The sequence below is a fragment of the Variovorax sp. ISS6 genome (genome assembly GCF_056523145.1).
This window is the reverse complement of record NZ_JAWRZC010000001.1, coordinates 4,279,577-4,301,179: the sequence shown is the minus strand read 5'-3', so window position 1 is coordinate 4,301,179 and position 21,603 is coordinate 4,279,577. Positions and strand designations below refer to the sequence as shown.

7 protein-coding genes are annotated in these 21,603 nt (G+C 72.7%); all 7 read right to left on the bottom strand.

The genetic code is table 11. The features are described 5' to 3' along the window. Positions 1-4: 4 nt before the first annotated feature. The 7 genes from AC1HIL_RS20025 to AC1HIL_RS19995 all read right to left on the bottom strand — a co-directional run bounded on the left by AC1HIL_RS20025 (position 5) and on the right by AC1HIL_RS19995 (position 21,588). Positions 5-1,792, bottom strand: a complete 1,788-nt coding sequence (locus tag AC1HIL_RS20025) for a putative porin (RefSeq protein WP_479669843.1) — start codon at positions 1,790-1,792, stop codon at positions 5-7. 47 nt (positions 1,793-1,839) lie between these two features. Further along, positions 1,840-2,586: an energy transducer TonB family protein gene (locus tag AC1HIL_RS20020; protein WP_296733445.1), complete on the bottom strand. Its 747-nt coding sequence runs from the start codon at positions 2,584-2,586 to the stop codon at positions 1,840-1,842. Between the two features lie 10 nt (positions 2,587-2,596). Then, positions 2,597-3,007, bottom strand: a complete 411-nt coding sequence (locus tag AC1HIL_RS20015) for an ExbD/TolR family protein (protein ID WP_057590202.1) — start codon at positions 3,005-3,007, stop codon at positions 2,597-2,599. Between the two features lie 10 nt (positions 3,008-3,017). Next, complete coding sequence (locus tag AC1HIL_RS20010) at positions 3,018-4,892, bottom strand: DUF2341 domain-containing protein (protein ID WP_479669842.1); 1,875 nt, start codon at positions 4,890-4,892, stop codon at positions 3,018-3,020. A 73-nt stretch (positions 4,893-4,965) separates the two neighbouring features. Beyond that, positions 4,966-6,657 (bottom strand): ShlB/FhaC/HecB family hemolysin secretion/activation protein, encoded by a 1,692-nt coding sequence (locus AC1HIL_RS20005; protein WP_082321564.1) that lies wholly within the window; start codon positions 6,655-6,657, stop codon positions 4,966-4,968. Between the two features lie 245 nt (positions 6,658-6,902). Beyond that, positions 6,903-20,477, bottom strand: a complete 13,575-nt coding sequence (locus tag AC1HIL_RS20000; protein WP_479669841.1) for a filamentous haemagglutinin family protein — start codon at positions 20,475-20,477, stop codon at positions 6,903-6,905. Positions 20,478-20,625: 148 nt separating this feature from the next. Beyond that, positions 20,626-21,588 carry a FecR family protein gene (locus AC1HIL_RS19995; RefSeq protein WP_479669840.1) on the bottom strand — a complete coding sequence of 321 codons (963 nt, stop codon included), beginning with the start codon at positions 21,586-21,588 and terminating at the stop codon, positions 20,626-20,628. Positions 21,589-21,603: the final 15 nt, after the last annotated feature.

The following is a 21,603-nucleotide window of genomic DNA, read 5'->3' as shown; positions in this document are numbered from 1 at the left end:
GTCCTCAGAAGCGCGCATTGAGTTCGAGCTGCAGCGTGTCGATCGACAGCGGCGCGCCATAGACCTCCTTGGTCGAGATCCAGCGGCCGGTGAACCAGAGGTTCTTGTCGAACGCGTACGAACCGCCGAGGAAGTAGCCGCGCGCATTGGTGCCGCCGCCATGGAAGGTCGAATCGTTGTAGCCGTCCGGCAGCGCATCGGGCTCGATGCGCTTGTAGCCCGCGATGACGTTCCAGTCGCCGCGCGCGGCCGGTGCCGGGCGGCCGTAGGTGGCCTGCAGCATGAAGGCGTTGCCGCCGCTCTTGTAGTCGGCCTGGGTGGTGCCGCCGGTGTTGCCGAAGTTGTTGACGATGGCGCCGCGGATGCCCGCGCGGCGCCAGATGTCGCTGGCGTCGTAGGCGGTGTTGCGGATGAAGTTGGCGTCCAGGCGCAGGTTGTTGCCCGCGACCTTGGTGTCCCAGCGCATGTTCAGGTCGACCAGGCGGAACTTCGAGGCCAGGCCCACGTACTGCGGCTGCGGCGTGCCGGCCGGGTTGAGCGGATCGAGCGAGATGTCGCGCAGCAGCATGAGCGTGTTGCCCTTCTGCATGAAGGCCGGGCGCGACCAGTCGGTGCTGCAGCCGTCGGCGCCCGCATACAGCGCGCAGGGCTCGGAGACCTTGCCGCTGATGTTGCGGAAGTTGTAGTACGCGAGCGCGCCGCGCAGGCGGTTGTCGTCGTCGATCTTCCAGTCGGCGCCGACCTGCGCGCCGAGCAGCCACTTGTTCTCGCTCTTGGCCTTGGTCTGGCTGCGGCTGGGCGCGTTGTCCGAGGAGTACTCGAGCGGGATCAGGCCCAGCGTGCCGAACAGCGACAGGTCCTTGTTGCTCGCGAGCGCCTTGTCGAACTGGAACGCGATGCCGTCGAAGTTCAGGTCGCTCGAGAACAGCGTGTCGGTCGACATGAAGGGGTTGGCGAAGCGGCCGCCCGTGACGGTGAGCCAGTCGACCGGCTTGTGCGAGATCCACATCTGGTCGAGCCACACGCTCTTCTTGCTCAGGCCGCCACCGAGGGTGGTGGTGGTCGACACCGGGTTGTCGTCGCTGCCCGAAGCCAGGCGCACGCCGGCCTTGGTGTTCTCGCTGAGGTCCGCGAGGATGCCCACGCGGGCCCGCGCGCGGAACAGGTTGCGCCGGTCCTCGCGCGTGTTGAGCAGCGAGGGCAGCGCGAGGTTGGTGTTGGGGTTGACGTCGTAGCCGCTGCCCTTGTTGAGCTCGGGCCAGTTGATCTCGATGTTGCTGTTGTTGCCCGCATAGCTGCGCGACTCGTTGCGCACGCGCACGTCGCCCTCGAAGCGGATGCGCTTGCTCCACTCGGGCGTTTCGTTGGGCGCGGCCCAGCCCTCGTCCTTGGCCTGCGCCATGACCTGGGCCTTGACCTCGTCGCGGATCTGGTCGCGCACGGTCTGCGAGATGTAGGGCACGCGCACGTCGCCCGGTTCCAGGCGCACGCCGCCGGCGCTGGCCACGGCACCGGCCGAGACCGCGGCCAGCCGCTGCTGGGCCTGCTGCGAGGCCATGGCTTCGGCCTGGGCCTGCGCCAGCAGCGCCTCGCCCACGTCCTTGGCGAGCGTGCCGCTCTGGATCAGGCCGCGGATCAGCTTGACCATGGCGGTCTCGCCGGCCGGTCCGGCCTGCTGGGCGGCCGCGCCGCTCGCGGCCAGCGCGAGGGCCGTGGCCACGGCCGCGGCCAGCGCGCCCTGGCGCAGGGCCGGCGCGAGGCGGCGGCCGAAGGGGTATTTGGATGGGTTCATCGCTTCGTTCACGGGATGGAATGGGGAAGACGGGGCTTCGGCGCGCATCACGGCCGACGCCCCCTGAAGGACACGCGCATCGGGAAGCGCACGGAAGGCGGTGGCGACTCGTCGAGCCGGCCGAGGTCGCGCACCGCGGCCAGCACCGCCTCGTCGGTCTCGGTCGAGCCGGTGCTGCGCACGAGCTGCGCACGCCGGATCTGGCCCTGGACGTCGAGCCAGATGTCGAGATGGATGTCGTCGAAGGTCAGGCTGCGAGTGCGCGGGTCACGCAGCAGCGCCCGCTGCAGCTGGTCGGAGGCATAGCGCGCGAACGAGCCGCTGCCCAGGCCGCCGCCGGCACCGGTGCCGCTCATGCCGCCGCCGCTGCCGGCCTGGATTCCGAAGGCATCGCTGCCCGCCTGCGCGGCGCTGTCCATGGTCACGGGGTCGCCGAGGTCCTTGGTGGGACTGGGCGGGGTGTCGTCCTTCGGCGGCTCCAGCGGCTCGATCGGCTTGGGCTCGGGCTCGGTCACCGGCTTGATCTTCTCCGGCTCGGGCTCGGGCAGCTTCTCGGGTTCGGGCGGCGGGGGCGGTGGCGGCGGCAGCATCAGCGTGGGAGCGTCGGCCACCACGCGCTTCTGGCTCGCGGTGTCGGCCAGCAGGTACCACACGAGCGCCGCCAGCAGCGCCAGCAGCACCGCGCCGATGGCCCAGCCGCCCCAGCGGCGCCACAGCGCGCGAGCGTCGGCAGGCGCGCCGCCGCCGGCCGCGGCGCGGCCCACGAAGGCGAAAGTCGGATCGCGAGGTTTCACGCGCCGGTCCTCACTTCTGCTTGCCGGTCACGAGGCCGATCTGGTTCAGCTCGATGCGGCGCAGCAGGTCCAGCACGTCGACCACCTTGGCGTACTGCACGCTCGAATCGCCGCGCACGATGACGGGGAAGTCGGGCGACAGGGCTTTCTCGGTGCGCAGGCGCTCCTCGAGCTCCGGCAGCGACACCGGGTAGGCGTCGAGGAACACGTTGCCCGCGTTGTCGATCGTGATGGCCTTGGTCTTGGGCTTCTCCAGCGCCACCGAGGAACTGGCCTTCGGCAGGTCGACCTTGATGCCCGGGATGCTGGCGTTGCTGGTGAGGATGAAGATCACCAGCACGACCAGCAGCACGTCCACGAACGGCGTGATGTTGATGCCGCCGGTGCGCTTGCGCACGGCGAACTTGGCTGCGTTGGGCATGTGCGTCGCCTCAGGCCGGAACCTGTGCCGGCGAGGTCCAGCCGCCACGCGCCGCGTTGTCGTCGGCCGTGCGGCGCGCGCCGCCCTGGGCCGCCACGGCCGCGGGCACCGACCTGCCCTCGCCCTGCTCCTCGGCCAGGCGCGTCACGAACTCGTCGACGAACACCGCCATGTCGGCGCCGATGGCGTCCGAGCGCGAGGCCAGCCAGTTGTAGCCGAACAGCGCGGGGATCGCGACGCCCAGGCCGGCGGCGGTACACAGCAGCGCGGCCGCCATGCCCGGTGCCACCGAGTTGATGTCCACCGCACCGGCCATCGCCGCCACCACGAACACCAGCATGATGCCGATCACGGTGCCGAACAGGCCGACGTAGGGCGCGCCTTCGATGGTGGTCGACAGCCAGTTCATGCGCTTGGACATGCGCTCGGTCTCGCGCACCATCACGCCGTCCATGGCGGCGCGGATGGCGCCGATGGTCGCGCTCGACACGGCGCTCAGGTCGTAGCCGCGCTCGTGGCGGCGGCGCATCTCCTCGATCGCCACCTGGTAGAGGCGCCACAGCGAGGAATCGTCGCGGACTTCCTGCGACACGGTGTTGCTGATCGCGAGGCGGTCCAGCGGCGCGCCGGCGGCTTCGCGGAAGTGCTCGATGAAGCGGGCATTGGCGCGCGAGATGGCGCCGTAGCTGCGGCCCTTGCCGATCATGATGGCCCACGACAGCACCATCATCAGGCCCAGCAGGCCGACGACGATCCAGGCGTCCAGCGGCATCGCGGCCAGGATGAAGCCGAAGTGGCTCTTGCCGGCCTGCTGCTCGTCGGCACCGAAGGCCGTGAGGCGCGATTCGGCGCCTTGCGAGACGGCGTCGGCCAGCAGCAGCGCATCGCCGCGCGCGACCTTCGACAGGCGCACTTCGTCGATCGCGCCGGTGAACGGCGCCCAGGCGGCGGCCGCGGGAGCGTTCTGGCCGGCGGCAGGCGTGGCGGCCACGTCGGCGCCGAGCGCGGCGGCCGTGTTCAGCGCCGGCAGGCGCGCGGCCAGCGACACCGCGGGGCGGCCGCCGACGTACAGCGCAACGCTGTCGCCCTCGGCCTTGACCGCGATGTGCGACCACTGGCCGGCCTGCACCGGCTGCGCCGGGGTGCTGCGCTGGCCGTTGACCTGCACGAAGGGCACGCCCTGGTCGATGCCGACCAGCAGTTCGCCCGCGCCGTCGCGGCGCGCATAGATCACCTGGCGCGCGCCGAGCTGGTCGGGCCGCACCCAGGCGGAGAAGGTGAAGCTGGCACCGGCGGCCAGGGCCAGCGAGGGCGTGGCGGGCAGCATCAGCGGCGCGCCGGCGAACTGCGCGCCCTTGCCGATCACCGTGCCTTCGGCCGGCACGGTCGGGGTCTGGCCGTTGTTGCCGTAGGCGGTCGTGTCGCGCGGCGGCACCGCGCCTTCGGCGAAGTGATAGACCAGCGTGTAGTCGGGATCGAAGCTGCGCTGGCCGTTGCCCGAGGCCGGGGCCTTGGGGTTGCCGTAGTACATCCAGAGCTTCTGCGGCGTGCCGGCCGAGACCGTGGGCACGTCGACCCAGACCAGCGCGATGCCCAGCAGCGGATCGAACTGCTCGATCTGGTGGTTGAGCACGGTCTTGTCGTCGCCGGTCACGAAGCGCAGGTCGGCGCCGGTCTCGCTCACGCCCTCGAACTTGAAGTTGCCCGTGTGCAGGCGCACCAGCACCGGCATGCGGCCGGCGTCGCTGCCGATGGCGCCGGCCTGCGGGCCGCCGTCCACGGTGATCGGCTTGCGATAGGCCCATTCGGGCTGCCACCATGCATGGGCCAGGCCCGGCAGGAGCGTGCTCAACAGCGTGAGCGCGAGGAAAAGAAAGCGTCGCATGACAGGGGTTCTCCGGAAAGCTCGTGGAAAAAGGTTCTTGAAAAGTGGCGTTGCCGCGTTTCGGATTCGGTGATCAGTAGCTGGCGTTGATGCTGAAATTGACCTGCGTGTCGCCCTTCTTCGTGCGCGGGCCGTCCTTCAGCGGACGGCCGATATCGATGCGGCCCGAGAAGTACTGGCCGACCTTGAAGGTGGTGCCCAGGCCCACCGAGGCGAGCGCGAAGCGGTCGGCCTGTTCGGGCAGCGGGTTCTTCAGGCGCAGGCGCGCGCCGTCGACGAAGGCATAGGCGCGCCAGCCCTCGACCCAGGGGTTGAGCCAGTTCAGCGGCGGGGTGCGCCATTCGAGCGAGCCGACCACGCCGTAGTCGCCGGTGGCCTCGGCCGAGAGATAGCCGCGCACCGAGTTCATGCCGCCGCCGGCGATCTGTTCGCTCGACACCAGCGGCGAGTCGGTCATCTGGCCGTTGACGCGGAAGGCGAGCTGCGAGCCGCCCTCGAAGGTGTAGGTGCCGTTGAGGTCGGTCTTCAGCACCATGAAGCTCGGCGAGGACTTGTAGCGCTTGTAGTCGAACTGCGCCTGGTCGCTGCCGTAGCTGAAGAAGCTGCGCGTGCCCACCACCAGCGACACGCCCACGCCGTACTGGCTCTTCTCGGCCTGGCGCAGGCCCGAGTACGACAGCGTGATCGGCGCGTACTTGAGCGGCACCTCGTCGCTGCTGTTCTTGAGCGTGAGGGCCTCGCGGTTGTTCTTCAGGTCGACGCCGGCGCTGAACGAATGCCACCAGTTGCCGGTGTTGGGCACGGTGTAGGTGGCCTTCAGCCCGATCGAGTGGCCCTTGCCGAGCACGTCGGTGCCGCCCACGGTGGCCACGTTGCTGTCGGACCAGAAGGCCGAGGCCTCGAGCGACCAGTTGCTGTTCGGCAGCGGCGCCAGGTACGAGGCCGAGACCACCTGCGTCTGCTTCAGGTCCTGCGGCGCGCCGAAGAAGCTGATCGAGGCGCTGTGCCCGAGCTGCCACAGGTTGTCGTGGCCGATCGAGGCCGAGGCGCGCAGCTTGCGCGTGTCGGCGCTGTAGTCGTTGTTGAGGCCGACGCTGGCGCGCCACGGGCTCTGGTCCTCGACCTTGAGGTCCACGTCCATGGTGCCGGGCAGCGCGCCCTGGCGCACCAGCGGCATCACCTGCCGCTTCGGGCCGCGGTTGAGCGCGGCGAGCTGCGACTGGGCCTTGTTGAAGTCGGGCACCGTGCCCTCCTGCAGCGCGGGCACCTGGTCGCGCACGTCCAGCGGCGAGTTGTACTCGGCGCCGACCACGCGCACGCGGCCGACTCGCGTTTCGCTGACCTGCAGGAACACCACGCCCTGCGTGACCTGCTGCTCGGGCAGGTCCACGTAGACCGACTGGTAGCCCGCGGCCTGGTAGGCGGCGAGCAGCGCGTCGCGCGCGGCCTCGATGTCCTTGAGGGTGCGCTCGGGACCGAGGAAGGGCGTGACCGCCTTCTCGATCGCGCGGGCGTCCAGCGCGGTGTTGCCGCGCACGATGTATTCGGTGACGTCGACCTTTCGTTCGGGTGCGGCCGGCGCGGCGGCTGCCGCGGCCGCGGGGGGCGGGTTCTGGTTCGGGGCCTGGGTGTCGGCGGGCGCGGCGGCCGCCGGCGCGGTGTCCGCGGCCTGCGCCGACGCGACGCCGTGCGCGCCCAGCGCCAGCACTGCCAGCCACACCGCTCTCCAGCACATCGGTGGGGCGTTCTTCTTCAAGTCATGCATGTCCAGCTCGGTTCTCAAGGATGAAGCTCGCTCGGCAGCGGCCCATGGTGGAGAGCCTTCATGTCGCCGCTGCGTACGTTTCCTAGACGCCCGGCAGGCGCGGCGACTGTCGTTTGTCACGAAAACTTCATCAAGAAAAGTCGGACGGGTCCTGCACGGGGTCGTCGACGCACATAAGAAGAAGGGCCTCCACGCGGGAGGCCCTGGCTCGCGATGGCGCGGCGGATGCCGCGCGGTCCTTCGTGCTACTGCCTGAGGTTGCGCCGTTCGCCCGGGGTCAGCGACTGCATCTGCGCGGTGGTCAGCGCGCCCGCGCCGAGCACCTGCACCACGCCCTTGGGGTCGTAGGCCGCGCCGGTGCTGCCGCGCTCGCGCGCGCCGCCGGCCGGCGCGCCCTCGGGCGCCTCGTTGCCGAAGCCCAGCACGCGCACGGTGAACACCGAGGGCAAGGCCTTCCTCGCCTCGGCGCGCTCGCGCTGCAGCGAGTCCTGCGCCGCCATGCCGGCCTGCGCGGCCGCGGCGCTGGCGTTCGACAGCGCGCCCACGTTGACCGCCGCCACCACCGGGATGCCGGTGGACTTGCCCTGCACCTGGATGTTCTCGGCGTTCACCACGTGCAGCGCCGCGAGGTTGACGTTGCCCGACACGCGGATGCCGGCCTCGCCCGCGTCGATGGTGCCCAGCGGCGCGATCAGGTCGATGTCGCCCGGCGGGATCTCGGCGATCGGGTTCAGCGTGGCGATGCCCGCGCCGGTGGTCGGCGCGTTGGGCGACAGCGTGACGTTGCCCACGCTGTCGTAGACGCGCCGCTGCGGCGTGTAGACCACGGTGGTCTTGGCGCCCCGCCCGGCGTTGATGTCGCCCTCGCCCGACCAGCCCAGGATGTTGCCGCCGAAGGTGGTGAACACCCGGCTCTGGCCCATCAGGATGCTGCCGCGCGCATAGATGTCGATGTCGCCCTCGCCCTGCGTCATCACGCCCGAGCCCGGACCCGGCACGAAGCCGCCGTCCACGCCCACCAGCGTGCGGCCGCCCGGCGTCATGATGCGCACGTCGCCGCCGAACTGGGTGTGGATGCCGGCGTCGAGCACGTCGTAGAAGGCCACGCCGTAGCCCGGGCTGCCCAGCGCTTCCCACTCGGCCTTGCTGATGTAGGTCTTGCCCGGGGTCGGGCGGTCCTTGCCGACGCCGCTGGTGGTCACGTACTCGTCGATGTAGAGCGCGCTGCTGAACAGCGTGAGGTCGCCCTCGTAGCTGCGCGGGCGGCCCTGCGCGTCGGTGTCGGGCAGCAGCGTGGCGATGGCCTCGCGTCCGCGCAGGTAGCTGCCGCGGCGCTTGCCGCCCTCCTCGTTGTACTCGCGGCCCGAGGCCTTGAGCTCGGCGTAGTAGACGCCGCGCAGGAAGGCGCGCTGCTGCTCGGGCGGCAGCGCCGCGAAGAAGGCGCGCGCGTCCATGGTGGCGGCGTCGAAATGCAGGCCCAGGCGGTTGGCCTTGCCGAAGCGCTCCGTGAGCCAGTTGACCAGGTGCAGCCGGCTCTCGACCTTGTACTCGCGCGCCAGCGAGCGGTTGGGCGCGCTGTCGCCGCGCGAGAGCGCCTGCTGGCGCTCGCGGTCGAGCTCCACCTGCTTGCGCGCCAAGAAGGACTCGGCGCCGGCCTCGCTGCCCTCGTAGCCGAACTCGCGCGCCAGCCACTGCGCGAGCGACAGCGCGCCGCCGTAGACGGCCACGGCCTTGCCCGGCTGGTCGGCCAGCGGCTGGCCCGGATCGGCCAGGTTGGCCGGGTCGAGGTAGCGCTTCGCGAAGGCCTGCCAGTCGGCGCCCGCGCCCATGCCGGCCGACACCGCCACGCTGGCGCCGCTGCTGCGGTCGCCGGGCTTCACGTCGACCACGGCGCCCAGCGTCTTGATCTCGCCGCGGTCGGCGAAGTAGAGATTGCGCCCGGCCGTCACCTCGAGCAGGCCCGGGCCGGTGACGTAGAAGCTGCTGTGGCGGATGTCGCGGCCGGCCTCGATCACCGAGATGTCGTCGGCCAGGCCGTGCGAGATCAGGTTGCCGCGGCCGGTGCCGATGGTGTCCTTCTGGCCCAGGCGCGTGCCCGAGTCGGTGATGTCGCGCCCCGCGCGCACCGCCACCGGGATCGAGCCGTCGTAGCGCGTGCCGTCGCGGCCCAGGTAGCCGAGGCTGGCGGCCTGTCCGAAGCGCAGGCCGACGATGTCGCCTTCCACCGCGTAGTAGCGCGCCGCCTCCTGGCCCGCCGCGGCATAGGCCGAGGTGGCCTGGCTCGCGAAGGTGAACAGCGGCGCGTTCGTGTAGCGGCCGCTGAAGCCGATGAGCCAGTCGGTCTCGGCATTCGCCACGGACGGATGCAGGTTGTGCACCGTCACCGGGCTGAAGCCGTAGGGACCGCCGCCCGTGTAGGCGATCACGCCCATGAAGCCCGGGCGGAACGGGCTGGTGAGCGCCGCCGGGTCGGCGGTCGACGCGGTGATCGCATAGCCGCTGGCCTGGATCGAGTCGCGCGCCAGCAGCTCGAGCACGCCCTTGCCGGTGACGTTGGCGTACTGCGCGCCCTGCGGTGCCGGCGAGAGCGTGAGGCCGAACTCGGTGCGCGTGAAGGCCGCGCCGTTGTTGGCCAGCAGGTTCGCGGTGCCCACGCCGTAGTAGAGGCTGCCGCTGGCCGCGACCGCGCGCAGGATCGACGGATAGAAATGACCCTGGAAGGTCGCGCCGAGGTTGCTGTCGCGGCGCGCCTTCACCACGTCCTCGTTCACGCCGCCCTCGCCCCAGGCGGTGGTCGGCGTGAGATTGCCGCCGGCGCTGAACAGGTCCACGGCGGTGGCTGGCGTCCACAGCGAGAACCAGCTGTAGCCCTCGCCCGCGTAGGCCCGGCCCTGGTAGCTGAAGGGCGTGCTGTTGAGCAGCTTGGTGCGCCCCGCGTCGGCCACGCCGCCGAGCACCAGGTCGCCGCGCGTGTCCAGCCGCGCGGTCGAGTCGCCGAGCACCAGCACCGGTCCGCCGCTGGCGCCGGCGCGGCCCTTGCTGTAGGGGTCGCCGCCGCGCGAGTCGAGCTGGTCGCGCGTGCCCGCGCCCACGTCGAGGCCGCCGATGGCGCCGGCCTGCACGCGCAGCGCGCCGCGCAGGTTGACGAAGGTGCTGTTGAGGTCGTGCTCGTTCCTGCGCAGCGTCGCGTTCGGATTGAGGCTGCCGCCGATGCGCAGGTCGAGATCGCCGCCGCCCGTGAGCACGAGCTCGCCGCCGGGCGTCATGCGGCCGGTGCTCGCCACGGCCAGGTGCAGGCCTTCGCTGCGCGGCACGCGCGAGGTCTGGGCTCTCATCGGGCCGTCGTTGAAGAAGACCTCGCCGCGCGGGCCGATCATGCCGGCGTCCTTGCCGGCCTCCACCACCAGGTTGCCGCCGCCCAGCGTGCCGAAGCCGGTGAAGCCCACGAGGTAGGGATCGTTGTTGAAGCTGTTGCTCGGGTACGGGTAGTACTCGCCGTTGGAGCCCGCCACGTAGGTGCCGAAGTTGATCCACCAGGCCGCGGGCAGCGAGTCGGCGCCGGTCGCGACGCTGCCGCTGCCCTGGCGCCAGAGCCAGGTGCCGGTGGCGGTCGAGCCGACCTGGCCGCGCATCTCGGCGAGCTCGAAGCCCACGCGCAGCGAGCCGCCGCTGCCGACCAGGTCGCCGCGCAGGTCGCCGCCGGCGCGCAGCAGCAGGTTGCCGCCCTGCTCCGGGTACCAGGCCGCGTAGAGGCTGCGCGCGCCGCCGTCGACCAGCGGCTCGTAGGGCTTGCCTTCGACGGAGAACAGGATCGAGCCGTCCTTGAGCAGGCCGCGCTGCTGGTCGTAGAGCCGGTCGGCCGCGCCGCCCACGCCGGGCGCGGTGGCGGTGCCGGCCGTGTAGACGCCGTAGGGCGAGCGCAGCGTGATGTCGCCGCCCGAGACCAGGTCGAGGTCGCCGGTGCCGGTGCGCAGCACGCTGAAGATCTGCTCGCGCGCCGGGTGGTAGGCCGCGACGCGGTCCGGCGGCACGGCCGGCTTGTCGACGGTGGCGTACTCGCCGTAGCCGTAGTCGTTCATGTCGGCGGGGTCGTTGCCGACCAGGCCCCACATGCGCATCTCGTCGATCTGCTCGGGCGTCATGGGCGTGCCCGGAACGATCTGGAAGCTCAGCACGTACTCCCCGAAGAAGTCGATCACCATCTTCGCGCCGGCGTCCGGCCCCCAGAAGTAGGTGGCCGGCGAGCCGGTGCCCGGCACGTCGCTGACCTTCGAACCGAGGCCGAAGTGGGTGTCGGCCAGCTGCAGCCGGCCGGTGGCGTGCGGCTGCGCGAGGCGGGTGTCGGCCGCGCCGAGGTCGGCACCGGCCACGAGGCGCAGGTCCCACGACAGCGAGCCCGCGGGCAGCATCGGCGCCAGCGCCCAGGTGCGGCCCTGGTTGCCGTCGGCATCGGCGGGCCGCAGGTTGATCATCTCGACGCCGCCGGGCAGCTTGACCTGGGTTTCCGAGGGCACCACCGCGCCCTTGGCCAGCGCGAGCGGGCGCGACAGCGCCATGCCCACCGGCAGCGGCACGCCCGCGGGCCAGATGCCCGCCGCCATGCGCACCGCGGCCGGCAGGCGGAAGCCCGCGGCCAGGCGCGTGCCGGCCGGCAGCGTCACGGGCTCGCCCAGTACCGAGCCGGCCGCGTGCAGCAGCTTGCCCGCGGCGTCGCGCACGTCCGCGCCGAGCACCAGGCCCGCGGGCACGGTCAGCGGCTGGTCGAGCACCATCACCGCTGGCAGCAGCGTGCCCGAGGGCAGCGTCACGGCGCTGGCCGGCAGGTCGAAGTTCAGCGTGCGGCCCTGCTCGAAGCCGGTGCCGGTGTCGAGCGTGACCATGCCGCCGTGCGGGATCACGAGGTCGCCGCCGAAGGGCAGCCGGCCGTTCGGCAGGATCCAGCCCTTGTCGTCGGGCGTGGCGCCGCGCACGAGGCGCGAGCCGTCGAAGCCGTCGTTGATGCTGCCGAAGACCTCGAGGTTGCCCGGCGCGCGGATCACCAGCGCGCCCGGCTCGCCCGAGCCGTAGGCCAGGGTCTTGCGCGTGCGTGGGTTCAGGCTCGCGTAGCGGTGGCCCGAGAGGTCGATGTCGCCGTCCACGTGCAGGTCGCCATCGGGGTTGATCGCGGCGTCGGTCACGATCTGCACGCCGGGGCGCAGGTGGAAGCGATCGCCCTGCGCGCGCAGGCCCGCGAGGCGGCCGTCGATCAGCGCGCCGTTGCGCAGCGCGGCCTCGATGAAGGCCTCGCTCTGGCCGTGCAGGCGATCGAGGTAGGCCTGGTCGATCACCTGGTAGGTACGGCCGTCGACGCTCGCGTCCGTGCCCTTCGCCGCGCTCTTGTCGGTGACGAAGGCGTTGACCGCGACCGACTTCGCGCCCTGGATGTCGATGCTGCCCGCGGCCTCGATGGCCACGTCGTCGGCGCCGCGGCGCGGTGCGTTGAGCGCCACCGTGCCGTAGTCCTTCGCGGCGCCGGCCACGCGCAGGTCCATGCGCGCGCCGCTGGCGATCGAGAGCGTGCCGCTGCCGGCATCGAGCTCGATGACCGCGCGGTTGGGCGCGTCGATCGCCTGGCCGTGGCTGTCGCGCCGCAGCACGCTGGCGCTGGCATCGAGCACCGCCGTGCCCGCGAGCGAGACGCCGTCGCGCGCCGCCAGCCGGATGCTGCCGGCCTGCTCGCCGCTGGCGTCGACGCGGCCCTCGACCGTGAGCCGGCCGCCGTCGACCGAGAGGTTGATCTCGCGCGCCTTGAGCTCGTCGCCGACCACCAGGTCGCCGCGCTTGAGCTGGAAGCTGCGCACGCCGAAGGCACCGCCCTCGGTGAGGCGCGCATTCAGGCCGCGGAAGTCGGCGATGGACTGCGCGCGCAGCTCGATGTCGCCCGCCGCGTAGGGCACCAGCGTGCCGCCCGCGTCGTAGTAGCCGCTGCTGTCGGCTGCGATCGCGCCGCGCAGGTCGATCGTGCCCGCGCCGGCATCGAGCGCGATCGCGTCGAGGCGGCCCGCGCGGTTGTTGCGGGCCGACAGGTCGATGCGCGCGCCCGCCGCCTGCGCGATGTTGCCGCCGCGGCTCTCGAGCACGAGGTCGCCGCCCCAGGCGTACTTGCTGACGTCGAAGAAGTCGACGCGCCGGCCCGCGAGGTCGAGCATCGAACGCTCGCCCAGCAGCAGGTCGCCCTGCGCGACCAGGCTCAGCTTGCCGCTGGGCAGCCGCACCGCGGTGTCGAAGCTCAGTGGCCCGCCCGCGTCGAGGCGCAGTTCGGCGCCCAGCGCCTCGGGTGCCACCGCGTCGATCGCGGGCAGCACCGCGCCTTCGGGCGTGGTCACCGCGATGCGGCCGCCCGCGCGGATGGCGTTGACCGAGCCGGCCTTGCCGGTCATCAGCGGCGTGGCGATCAGCAGCTCGCCGCCGCTGCGGTCGAAGTCCTTGGTGGCCTCGTTCCACGCGCCCTGCGACTGGTAGACGCCGAGGCTGCCGCGGTGGTTGGCCGTGATGCGCTCGCTGGCGTTCAGCGACACCGTGCCGAAGCCCAGGGTCAGGCGGTCGTGCGAGATCACCGACTTGGGCTGGGCCTGGGCCGCGTAGCCGAACACGATCTCGCGCGCGTCGACCTCGAGCCGGCCGCTGCCGGTGCCCGCGCCGCCGCTCATCACGCCGCCGGCCGGCGAGGCCGTGCCGTTCCACACCAGGGTGTCGGTCTCGATGCGCGCCACGTCGTCGGCGCCGCCATGGCCGTAGATGGCCGGCGTGGTCAGCACCAGTTGCGCCAGCGAGGGCTGGCCGTTGGCGGACGACAGCGTCGACAAGCGCACCGATTCGTAGAAGTTGACCGAGTCGCGCGCGGTCAGCACCAGGTTCTCGAGCGCGGGCGCGCCGGTGCTGGTGTCGCCGCGCAGCAGGCGGTCGAGCACCTGCTGGTTGAGCGTCATGCCCGCGGGCAGCGCGCCGACCGCGCGGGCGCGCTCCAGCGCCTCGGCGCTGCCGACGTTGATGCCGCCCACGGCCAGCACCAGGTTGCGCGCGCCGTAGCGCACCGAGTCGCCGAGCTCGAAGGCACGGTCGGTCGCGGCCGTGATCGTGCCCTCGGCATAGAGGGTGGTGGTGCCGCCGCAGCGCACGCTGCCCTCGCACACGCCGATGCGGATCGGGCCCTGGCCCCAGCGGGTGTCGGTGCTCAGGCTCGGGGCCAGCATGTCGAGCCAGCCGTTGGAAACGGCGAGCACCGCGACATCGCCGGGCTTGAAGACATAGCCGGCCTTCGAGTCCCAGGAGACCGGTCCGCGGCGCAGCGTGTCGATGCCCGCGCCCTGTTCGAGCACGATGCCGCCGTCGCGCTGGCCCGCGACCAGGAACACCTGCGGCGCCGACAGCACGGCGCCTTCGCGCAGCACGATGCCGCTGGCGGCCTGGTAGGCCGTGCCGAAGCTCGCGAGATACGAGGACTGGGTGTTGCGGCCGGTCTCGAACTGCGAGCCCGGCGCGCCGCCGATGGCCATGGTGCCCGCGCCGATGCCGTTGAGCATGCCGGCGTCGAGCGTGACGCCGGTGAAGCCTTCGGTCGGGCCCTTGCCCGCCGCCACGATCTCGAACGCGCGCCCGGAGCCGCTGACCACCAGCTCGCTGCCGAAGCCGCCCGTTGCGGCCGCGTGCCGCACCGTGCCCTCGGCGATGCGGACGCCGCGGTCCTCCAGCGGCTTGATGCCGGGGGTCAGCGTCAGCCGGCCCGCGTCGCGCTCCAGGCGCGGGCGCGGCACGCCGTCGCGCGCGGCCCAGTCGAGGCCGAACTGGGCGTAGCTGGTCTCGTTGTACTGGGAATAGGTGCGCAGCAGGTCGGCCGGCGTCAGCACGAGCTGCGTGGTCAGCGTGTCGAGGATGCCGGTGTTGGCGACGCCGACCCGGCCCGCGGTGCTGTAGGAGCCGTTGCGCATCGCCTGCGTGGCGCCGAAAGCCGCCTGGCCGCCCGCGAGGCCGTTGAGCTCGACGCGGAAGGCGCCCGGCAGCAGCGCGTAGGTCGAGGGCAGCAGCGTGTAGGTGCCCGGCGGCAGGCCCGGCACGCCCGCGCCGACGGTGATCTGGCGCCCGACCATCGGGTCGCCCGCGCCCTTCTCGGCCGCGATCGGCGCCGCGCCCGGCTGCGCGCCCGGCACGATGGCGTAGACCGGGTTGGTCGCGAGGCCCGGCAGCACGAAGGCCGCGCGGCCGGTGCCGCTTTGCACCAGCGGGTTGAGCCGCGCGTCGGTGGAGCCGCCGCGGCCGGTGAGGAAGGCCGCGCCCGCGAGCATGCCGCCGCCCGACAGGTCGATCAGCGCCCCACCCTGCACGTCGATGCGCTCGCCGAGCAGCGTGACGCCGCCGAAGGCGATGCCCGAACCGCCGAGGCCCACGTAGCCGGCGTCGGTGCCGTTGTAGATGTAGGTCAGGCCGTCCTTGGTGCCGCCGTAGGGCATGGCCAGGCCGGCGCCGCTGGTCGAGGTGATGCTGCCCGCGCGCAGCCGCACGGTGGAGGCGACGTCGTCGGCCTGGCCCTCGGGGCGGCCCAGGATCACGCTGCCCAGCGGCGCGCGCAGCACGCCGCCCTGGTCGATGTTGGCCGACATCAGTTGCAGGCTGCCGAAGGCCGAGTACGGCACGGCGGGCTCGCCCTCGCCGATGCGCTCCACGCGCAGGCTGCGCGCCGGGTCGTACAGGTTCTGGTAGTTGCCCCAGGTGTCGACCTGCCCCCTCTTGCCGGCGCGGATCTCGGCGCGCGCGCCGGTGGCCGGATAGATCTGGCTGGCCGCGAGCACCAGGTCGCCCGCGGTCTCGAGCGAGGTGCGGTCGCGCACCAGCGAGGCCAGCAGGCGCAGGTCGCCCTGGCTGCGCAGCGCGATGTGCTCGAAGCCGTCGCGCTCGACCTGCACGTTGCCCTGGAGTTCGGGCTGGGGGCCCGCGGTGCCGAAGGCCACGGTCTCGATCACGTCGAGCACCGAGGACTCGATGCGCAGGTCCGAGCCCGCGGCCAGCCGCGGCACGCGCGTGTTCGTCGGGATCGGCAGGATGTGCTTGTCGCGGCCCAGGCCGGTATTGCCACCCAGGCGCACGTAGGGCGCCGCCAGCAGCACCTGCGAGCCGTCGCCCGAGCCCTGCGCGAGGCTGAAGCTGCCCGCGGTCATGCGCAGGCCCTGGCCGAGGCGCAGGTTCACGCCGTCCTCGAAGCTGATCACGCCGTTGACCAGCAGCGAGAGGCTGTCGAAGCCGCCGGCCTCGATGCGGTCGACGCCGATGCGCGCATGGCCGTAGGCGAGCGCGGCATCGGCCTGGCCCGGGCGCAGGTCGGCGCGCAGCGAGTCGGGGCCCTGCTGCGCACCGAGCTTGATCTCGCGCAGCGAACGCACGCGCGCGTCGGGCAGGTTGGCCTCGGGATAGGCCGGCGCCTCCAGGGTCAGGCCCAGCGTGCCGCCGGCCGCGCCCGCGCCGCCCGCCGCGGCGCGCAGCGTGCCGTCGAGGAACAGGCCGTTGAAGCTGCTCAGGTAGATCAGGCCGCCGTCGGAAGCGACCGCGGTGGCGCCGGCCTGCGGCAGGTCCAGCGTCGCGCTGGTGCCCGAGGCCTCGAGGCGCGCGCCGGGGCGCACCACGATGAAGTTGTCGGCGCCCACCGTGCTGGTGGCATTGGCGTTGTAGCGCCCGCCGATCTGGATGCTGCCGCCGTCGCCGACCAGGCCGTAGCGCCGGCCGCGCACGTCGGTCGCGATGCGGGCCTCGCCCGATACGTCGAGCACCGCATGGTCGTCGAGCCAGATCGAGCGGTCGTGGCTCTTCGACGAGGCGCCGTCGAGCCCATAGCCGAAGTTCGTCACCTCGATGCGCCCGCCCGCCGTGCGCAGCGTGCCGTCGACGGTGATCTGCCCGTTGCCGGTGAGCGTGATGGCGCGGCCGGCATCGACCTGCACGCGCGCGTCGCGGCCCACGTCCAGCGGCGCCAGCGAGCCGTAGCCCCAGCCGGCCGTGAGCTGCAGGTCGGCGCCCTGGCGCTGCGTCAGCAGGCCCTTGGCCGCGTTCTCTGTGTATTCGGGCGGCAGCCAGCTCTGGAGCACGCCGGCGGTGTCGGCGCCCGTGGGCAGGCCGCGCGCGGCGGTGGTGTCGGCGCGCAGCACCGGCATCTCCACGCGCAGCGCGGCGCCCGGCGCGACCGCCAGGCCCTGGTGGCCGACCAGTTCATAGCGCGAGAAGCCCGCGCGCAGTTGCTCGCCATCGATGTGCAGCACGCGGCCGACCGCCACGTCGCGGTCGAAGCGCCCGCCCGCCGCGATGCGCGTGCCGGCCGTGAACTCGAGGTCGCGCGGCGCCGTCGTGCCGGCCCTGATCACGCCCGGGCTCGGCTGGATGCCCATGCCCTGCGGGAACACCTCGGCCGGCACCGTGTAGCCGTTCGGGAAGCCGCCGAACTGGCCCGTGAGGCTGACGATGACCGTGCCCGCGGGCAGCGTCGGTATCGTGCTCCAGGAATAGAACGAGTAGGACTGGCCGCTCGCGGTCTGCAGGCTGTAGAAGTCGTTGCTGCCCACGGGCTTGGGCGGGGTCCAGTTCGCGGCCAGCGTGAGGTGGGTCTCGGGCCGCGCCCGGTCCACCAGCGGCGCCGCGCCCAGCGCCTCGCCGGGCTGGGCGCGCGTGCGCGTGTAGTGGAAATCGGTCGGCAGCGTGGCACCGGCCTTCACCACGAAGCCCTCGCTCGCGATCAGGTCGACCGGCGCGGCCTCGCCCGCGGCCAGCACGCCGCGGCCGCCCGCGATCTCGCCGCCGACCACCACCGCGCCGCCCGACTGCAGCCGCAGCGTGCCGCCGCCCTTCATGCCCTGGCTGCGCAGCGCGCCGCCGAGCACCAGCTCGCCCGCCGGCCCGCTCGTGCCCGCGCCCGGGTAGGCATTGGCCGCCAGCGCGATGTCGCCGCCGCGGCCGCCCTGCACGCTGTGGTCGGCGCGGTAGACGGCGCCGGCCGAGGTGTCGAGCACCGCGCCTGGCGACACCACCACGTCGCCGCTGGACTGCACGCGGATGCTGCCGCCCGCGACGAAGGGCACGCCCGCCGTGCCCGCGCGGTCGAGCGCGAGATTGGTCCACAGGCCGCGCGCGTCGAGCAGCACGCCCTCGGCGATCGTCACGTTGGCGGCCAGCTCGGGCTTGAGCGGCGCCGCGAGGCTGTCGATCCAGCCCAGGCTCGCGCTCCACTTCTGGAACACGTTGCCCAGCGCGATGCCGCCACCACGCGCTTCCAGCCCCGCATCGACCTGCACCTGCGTGGCATGCAGCGCGATGTCGCCGCCCGGCGCCACGCGCAGCGCCTCGCGCACCGCGATCGCGTCCTTGGCGTGCACGCGCAGCGCGCCGAGCTCGAGCGCATCGAGCCAGCCGGCGTCGAGGTGGATGTCCTGGTCCTCGCCGGCCGCGCCGCCGATGGCGATGCGCTGCGCCACCGCGTCCTCGGTGTAGCGCAGGCCTTCGGTCGCCTTGTCGTAGACCGGCGTCTGCTTGCCGACGATCAGCTGCCCGCGCAGCGCCACCGCGGTCTGCGCCTGCCGGTAGCCGTCGAAGGACTTGTCGCGCGCCTGCGTCTGGCCCTGGCCCTGGAAGGCGCTGGTGTCGATGTCGCCCTCGAGCGTCGCCTTGGCGGTCGCCACCACCAGCCGGCCCGCGTCGCGCCCGACCGTGTAGCCGTTCTCGATCCGCTCCTTCGCGCCGATCAGCGGGTTGTAGAAGGCATCGGTCACGCCCCAGCGCTTGTGCTCCGATTCGAAGCCCTTGTAGAGGCCGGTGTAGAGCAGGTCGCCGGGCGCGCGCGAGGCCTCGTAGAGCCGGCCGTCCGAGCCCTTGAGCCAGGTCTGGCGGATCTTGCCGGTCTGCACGTCGAGCGTGCCGCCCGCGAGGTTGATGCTCGAGCCCTTGTCCGTATGCAGCTCGCCGCCGCCGAACTGCACCGTGCCGCCCTGCGCCGACCATTCGCCGATGCCGTGGCCCGCGATGCCCAGGTAGCCGCCGACCTCGAGCAGGCCGCCCGCGGTGTACCAGCGGTCGGTCTCGTAGCCGTTGGTGCCCGCGGGCACGCGCACCAGGTAGCGGCGGTCGAGCCAGATGTTGTTGTTGAACAGCGCGCGGCCGTCGCGGTTGCGCGGCGCGTCGCGCTGCTCGTTGCCCTGCACGTTGATCTCGACGTTGTTGGCCTCCATCGCCACGCGCACGCCGACCGCGCCCGACACGTCGATGCGCGCGCCCTCGCGCACGCTGCTGCGCTTCGCGGCATCGACCAGCACCTGGCCGCCGGTGGCCAGCGTGAGCGAGTCGCCAAGGAACTCGACCTCGCCGCCGCTGGCGATGCGCACCAGCGACTGGTCGCGCCGGTGCACGACGCCGTCGCCGGCCTTGTCGGAGTCCTTGATCATCGCGTTGCGCTGCACGTCGAGCGCGGTGGTCGCGCTCTCGTCGAGCAGGATCGCGGTCACGCTGCCGGCCTCGAGCGTCACCTTGCCCGCGGCATCGGCCGTGTCGTTGAGCAGGTGCACCGTGCCGCGCGTGTGGACCGAGGTGGTCGACACCGCCACGCCCTGCTGGCGCACGTCGCGGCCGGCGAGCGTGATGTCGCCCTGCTCCGCCTGCAGCAGCCCGGTGTTGCGCACCAGCCCGGCGCCGCTGCCCTCGAGGCGCAGCGGCGTGACGCTGTTGCCGCGCGTGGTCGAGGCCTGGTTCTCGTCGGTGCCCAGGCCCTTGCGGATCACGAAGGCATCGCCCGCGGCCAGCATGACCTGGCCGTTGGGCGTGCTGATCTGGCCGTGGTTGCGCGTCTCGCGCCCGGCCAGCAGCACGTAGCCGCCGGCCTCGGTCACCGTCTCGGGGCGGCGCGTCGCGATGCGCGCGCCGGCCTCGACCACCACGTCGCCCGTGGCCGCGCCATGGCTGAAGCTGTTGGCGGTGGTCTGCAGGTCGTTGGCCAGGCTCGGGACGAACTTCGTGCCCTGGGCATCGCTGTAGATCCCCTTCCTGAACTGTGCGTCGCTCATGCCGACGGCCGAGGCCACCAGGTTGCGCGTGTCGACCTGGCTGCTGCCGCTGAACACGATGCCGTTGCGGTTGACCACCATCACCGTGCCGTCGGCCTGGATCCGGCCCTGGATCTGCGAGGGCCGCGCCTGCGGGTCGTTGACGCGGTTGAGCACGGCCCAGCTCGGCTGCTGCTCGAACTTCACCGTGGTGTTGCGCCCGACGTTGAAGGTCTCCCAGTTGAGGATCGCCTGCGGCGCGGTCTGCGCGATCGTCACCTGCGTCTGGCCGCCGCTGCGCGTTTCCACCGGCGCGTTGGCATTGGCCCAGCCGGCCGTGAGGCTGGCCGTGTCCACGCGCAGGCCGCCCTCGGCCATGCCGTCGGGCACGCCCTGCCCGCTGGCCAGCGCCGTGCGGCGCGCCGCCTCCTGCGCGGCCTGCTGCGCCGCGATGCCGCGCGCGGCGAGGTTCAGGTTGCCGATCGAGCGCTGCAGCTGCTCGCCCGCGCGCTGCTGCTGCGCCTGCGGGCTCACCAGCGCCGAGGCCGGCATGCCGTTGGGCAGCCGGCCGGTGGCCAGCGCGGTGCCCTGCGCCATGTTCTTCTGCGCCATCCAGCCGGCGCTGAAGGCGCGCTGCGCATGCGCGGCGGGCACCGCGGCGCCCGCGGCCAGCATCAGCGCGATGGCATGCACCAGCGGCCGCAGCCGGGTCTGGGGGGTGAAGGAAAAGGGGCTGCTCTCGTTGCGCCGGGACACCGTGCTGCTGCGTTGCATGCGGACTTCCATGGGTTCGTGTTGCGTTGCTCGATCGATGCCGCGAGGCCCGCGGCCTCGTGGTCTACCGAGCTATGACAGCGAAGCCATGGCGCGACTGCACCATGTCACGAAAACTTCACGAACGGCGCGCGCCCGGCCACGGCACTCAGGTGCTGGCCAGGCCCAGCAGCACGATGCCGCCGGGCAGCTGCGTGAGCTCGGCACCGTAGACGTCGCGCACCAGGAAGGCCACGTCGTCGAGCCGGTCGATCGAGAAGCTGGCCTGCACCTCGCTGCGCCCCAGCGCCGCGCTGGTGATCACCAGCCGGCCGTGGCGGTAGCGGTTGACCTCGGCCACCACCTGCGACAGCGGCACCCGGTCGAACACCAGCTGGCGCCGGCGCCAGGCGCTGACCGGGCCGGTGTCGACCGCCGCGACCGTGCCGAGGCCGGCCGCGCTCCAGCGCAGCTGGCGGCCCGCGTCGAGCCGCACGCGCTGCGTGCCGCGCGCCACCTCGACCTGGCCCGACAGGCAGGTCACGCAGACCTCGCCGTCGAGGTTGCGCATGTTGAAGCGCGCACGCTGCGCCGACACCGTGCCGCCCGCGGCCGTGACCGTGAAGCGCGTGCCGCCCGCGGCCTCGTTGGCGAACTCGGCCTCGCCGGCCACCAGCTCGACGCTGTCGCCGCCGCCGCCATCGCCCGCCGCGCGGCGCAGGTTCACGCGCGTGCGCGTGTTCAGTTGCAGCACCACGCCGCCGGCCACGTGGACCTCCCGCTGCTCGCCGGTCGCGGTGCTGTAGTCGGCGTTCCAGTCGGTCACCGGCGACCAGAGGCCGAGCGGTGGCGAGACCGCGAGGTAGGCGACCGAGGCCGCCACCGCGCCGCCGAGCCAGGCGCGGCGGCCCGGCAGCGGCAGCTTGCCGCGCGCGGCGCGCTCCTCCTGCCGGCGCAGCTGCAGGCCGGCCGGCGCCATCGCGCGCCAGACCTCGCGCGCCTGCGCGAAGGCCTGCGCATGCGCGCGGCTGCGCGCGCACCAGGCCTTGAAGGCGCGCGCATCGTCCTCGTTCGCCTGGCCCGAGGCCAGCCGCACCGCCCAGGCCTGGGCTTCGCGTTGCAGGGTCTTCATCGCGTCGGGATCTCC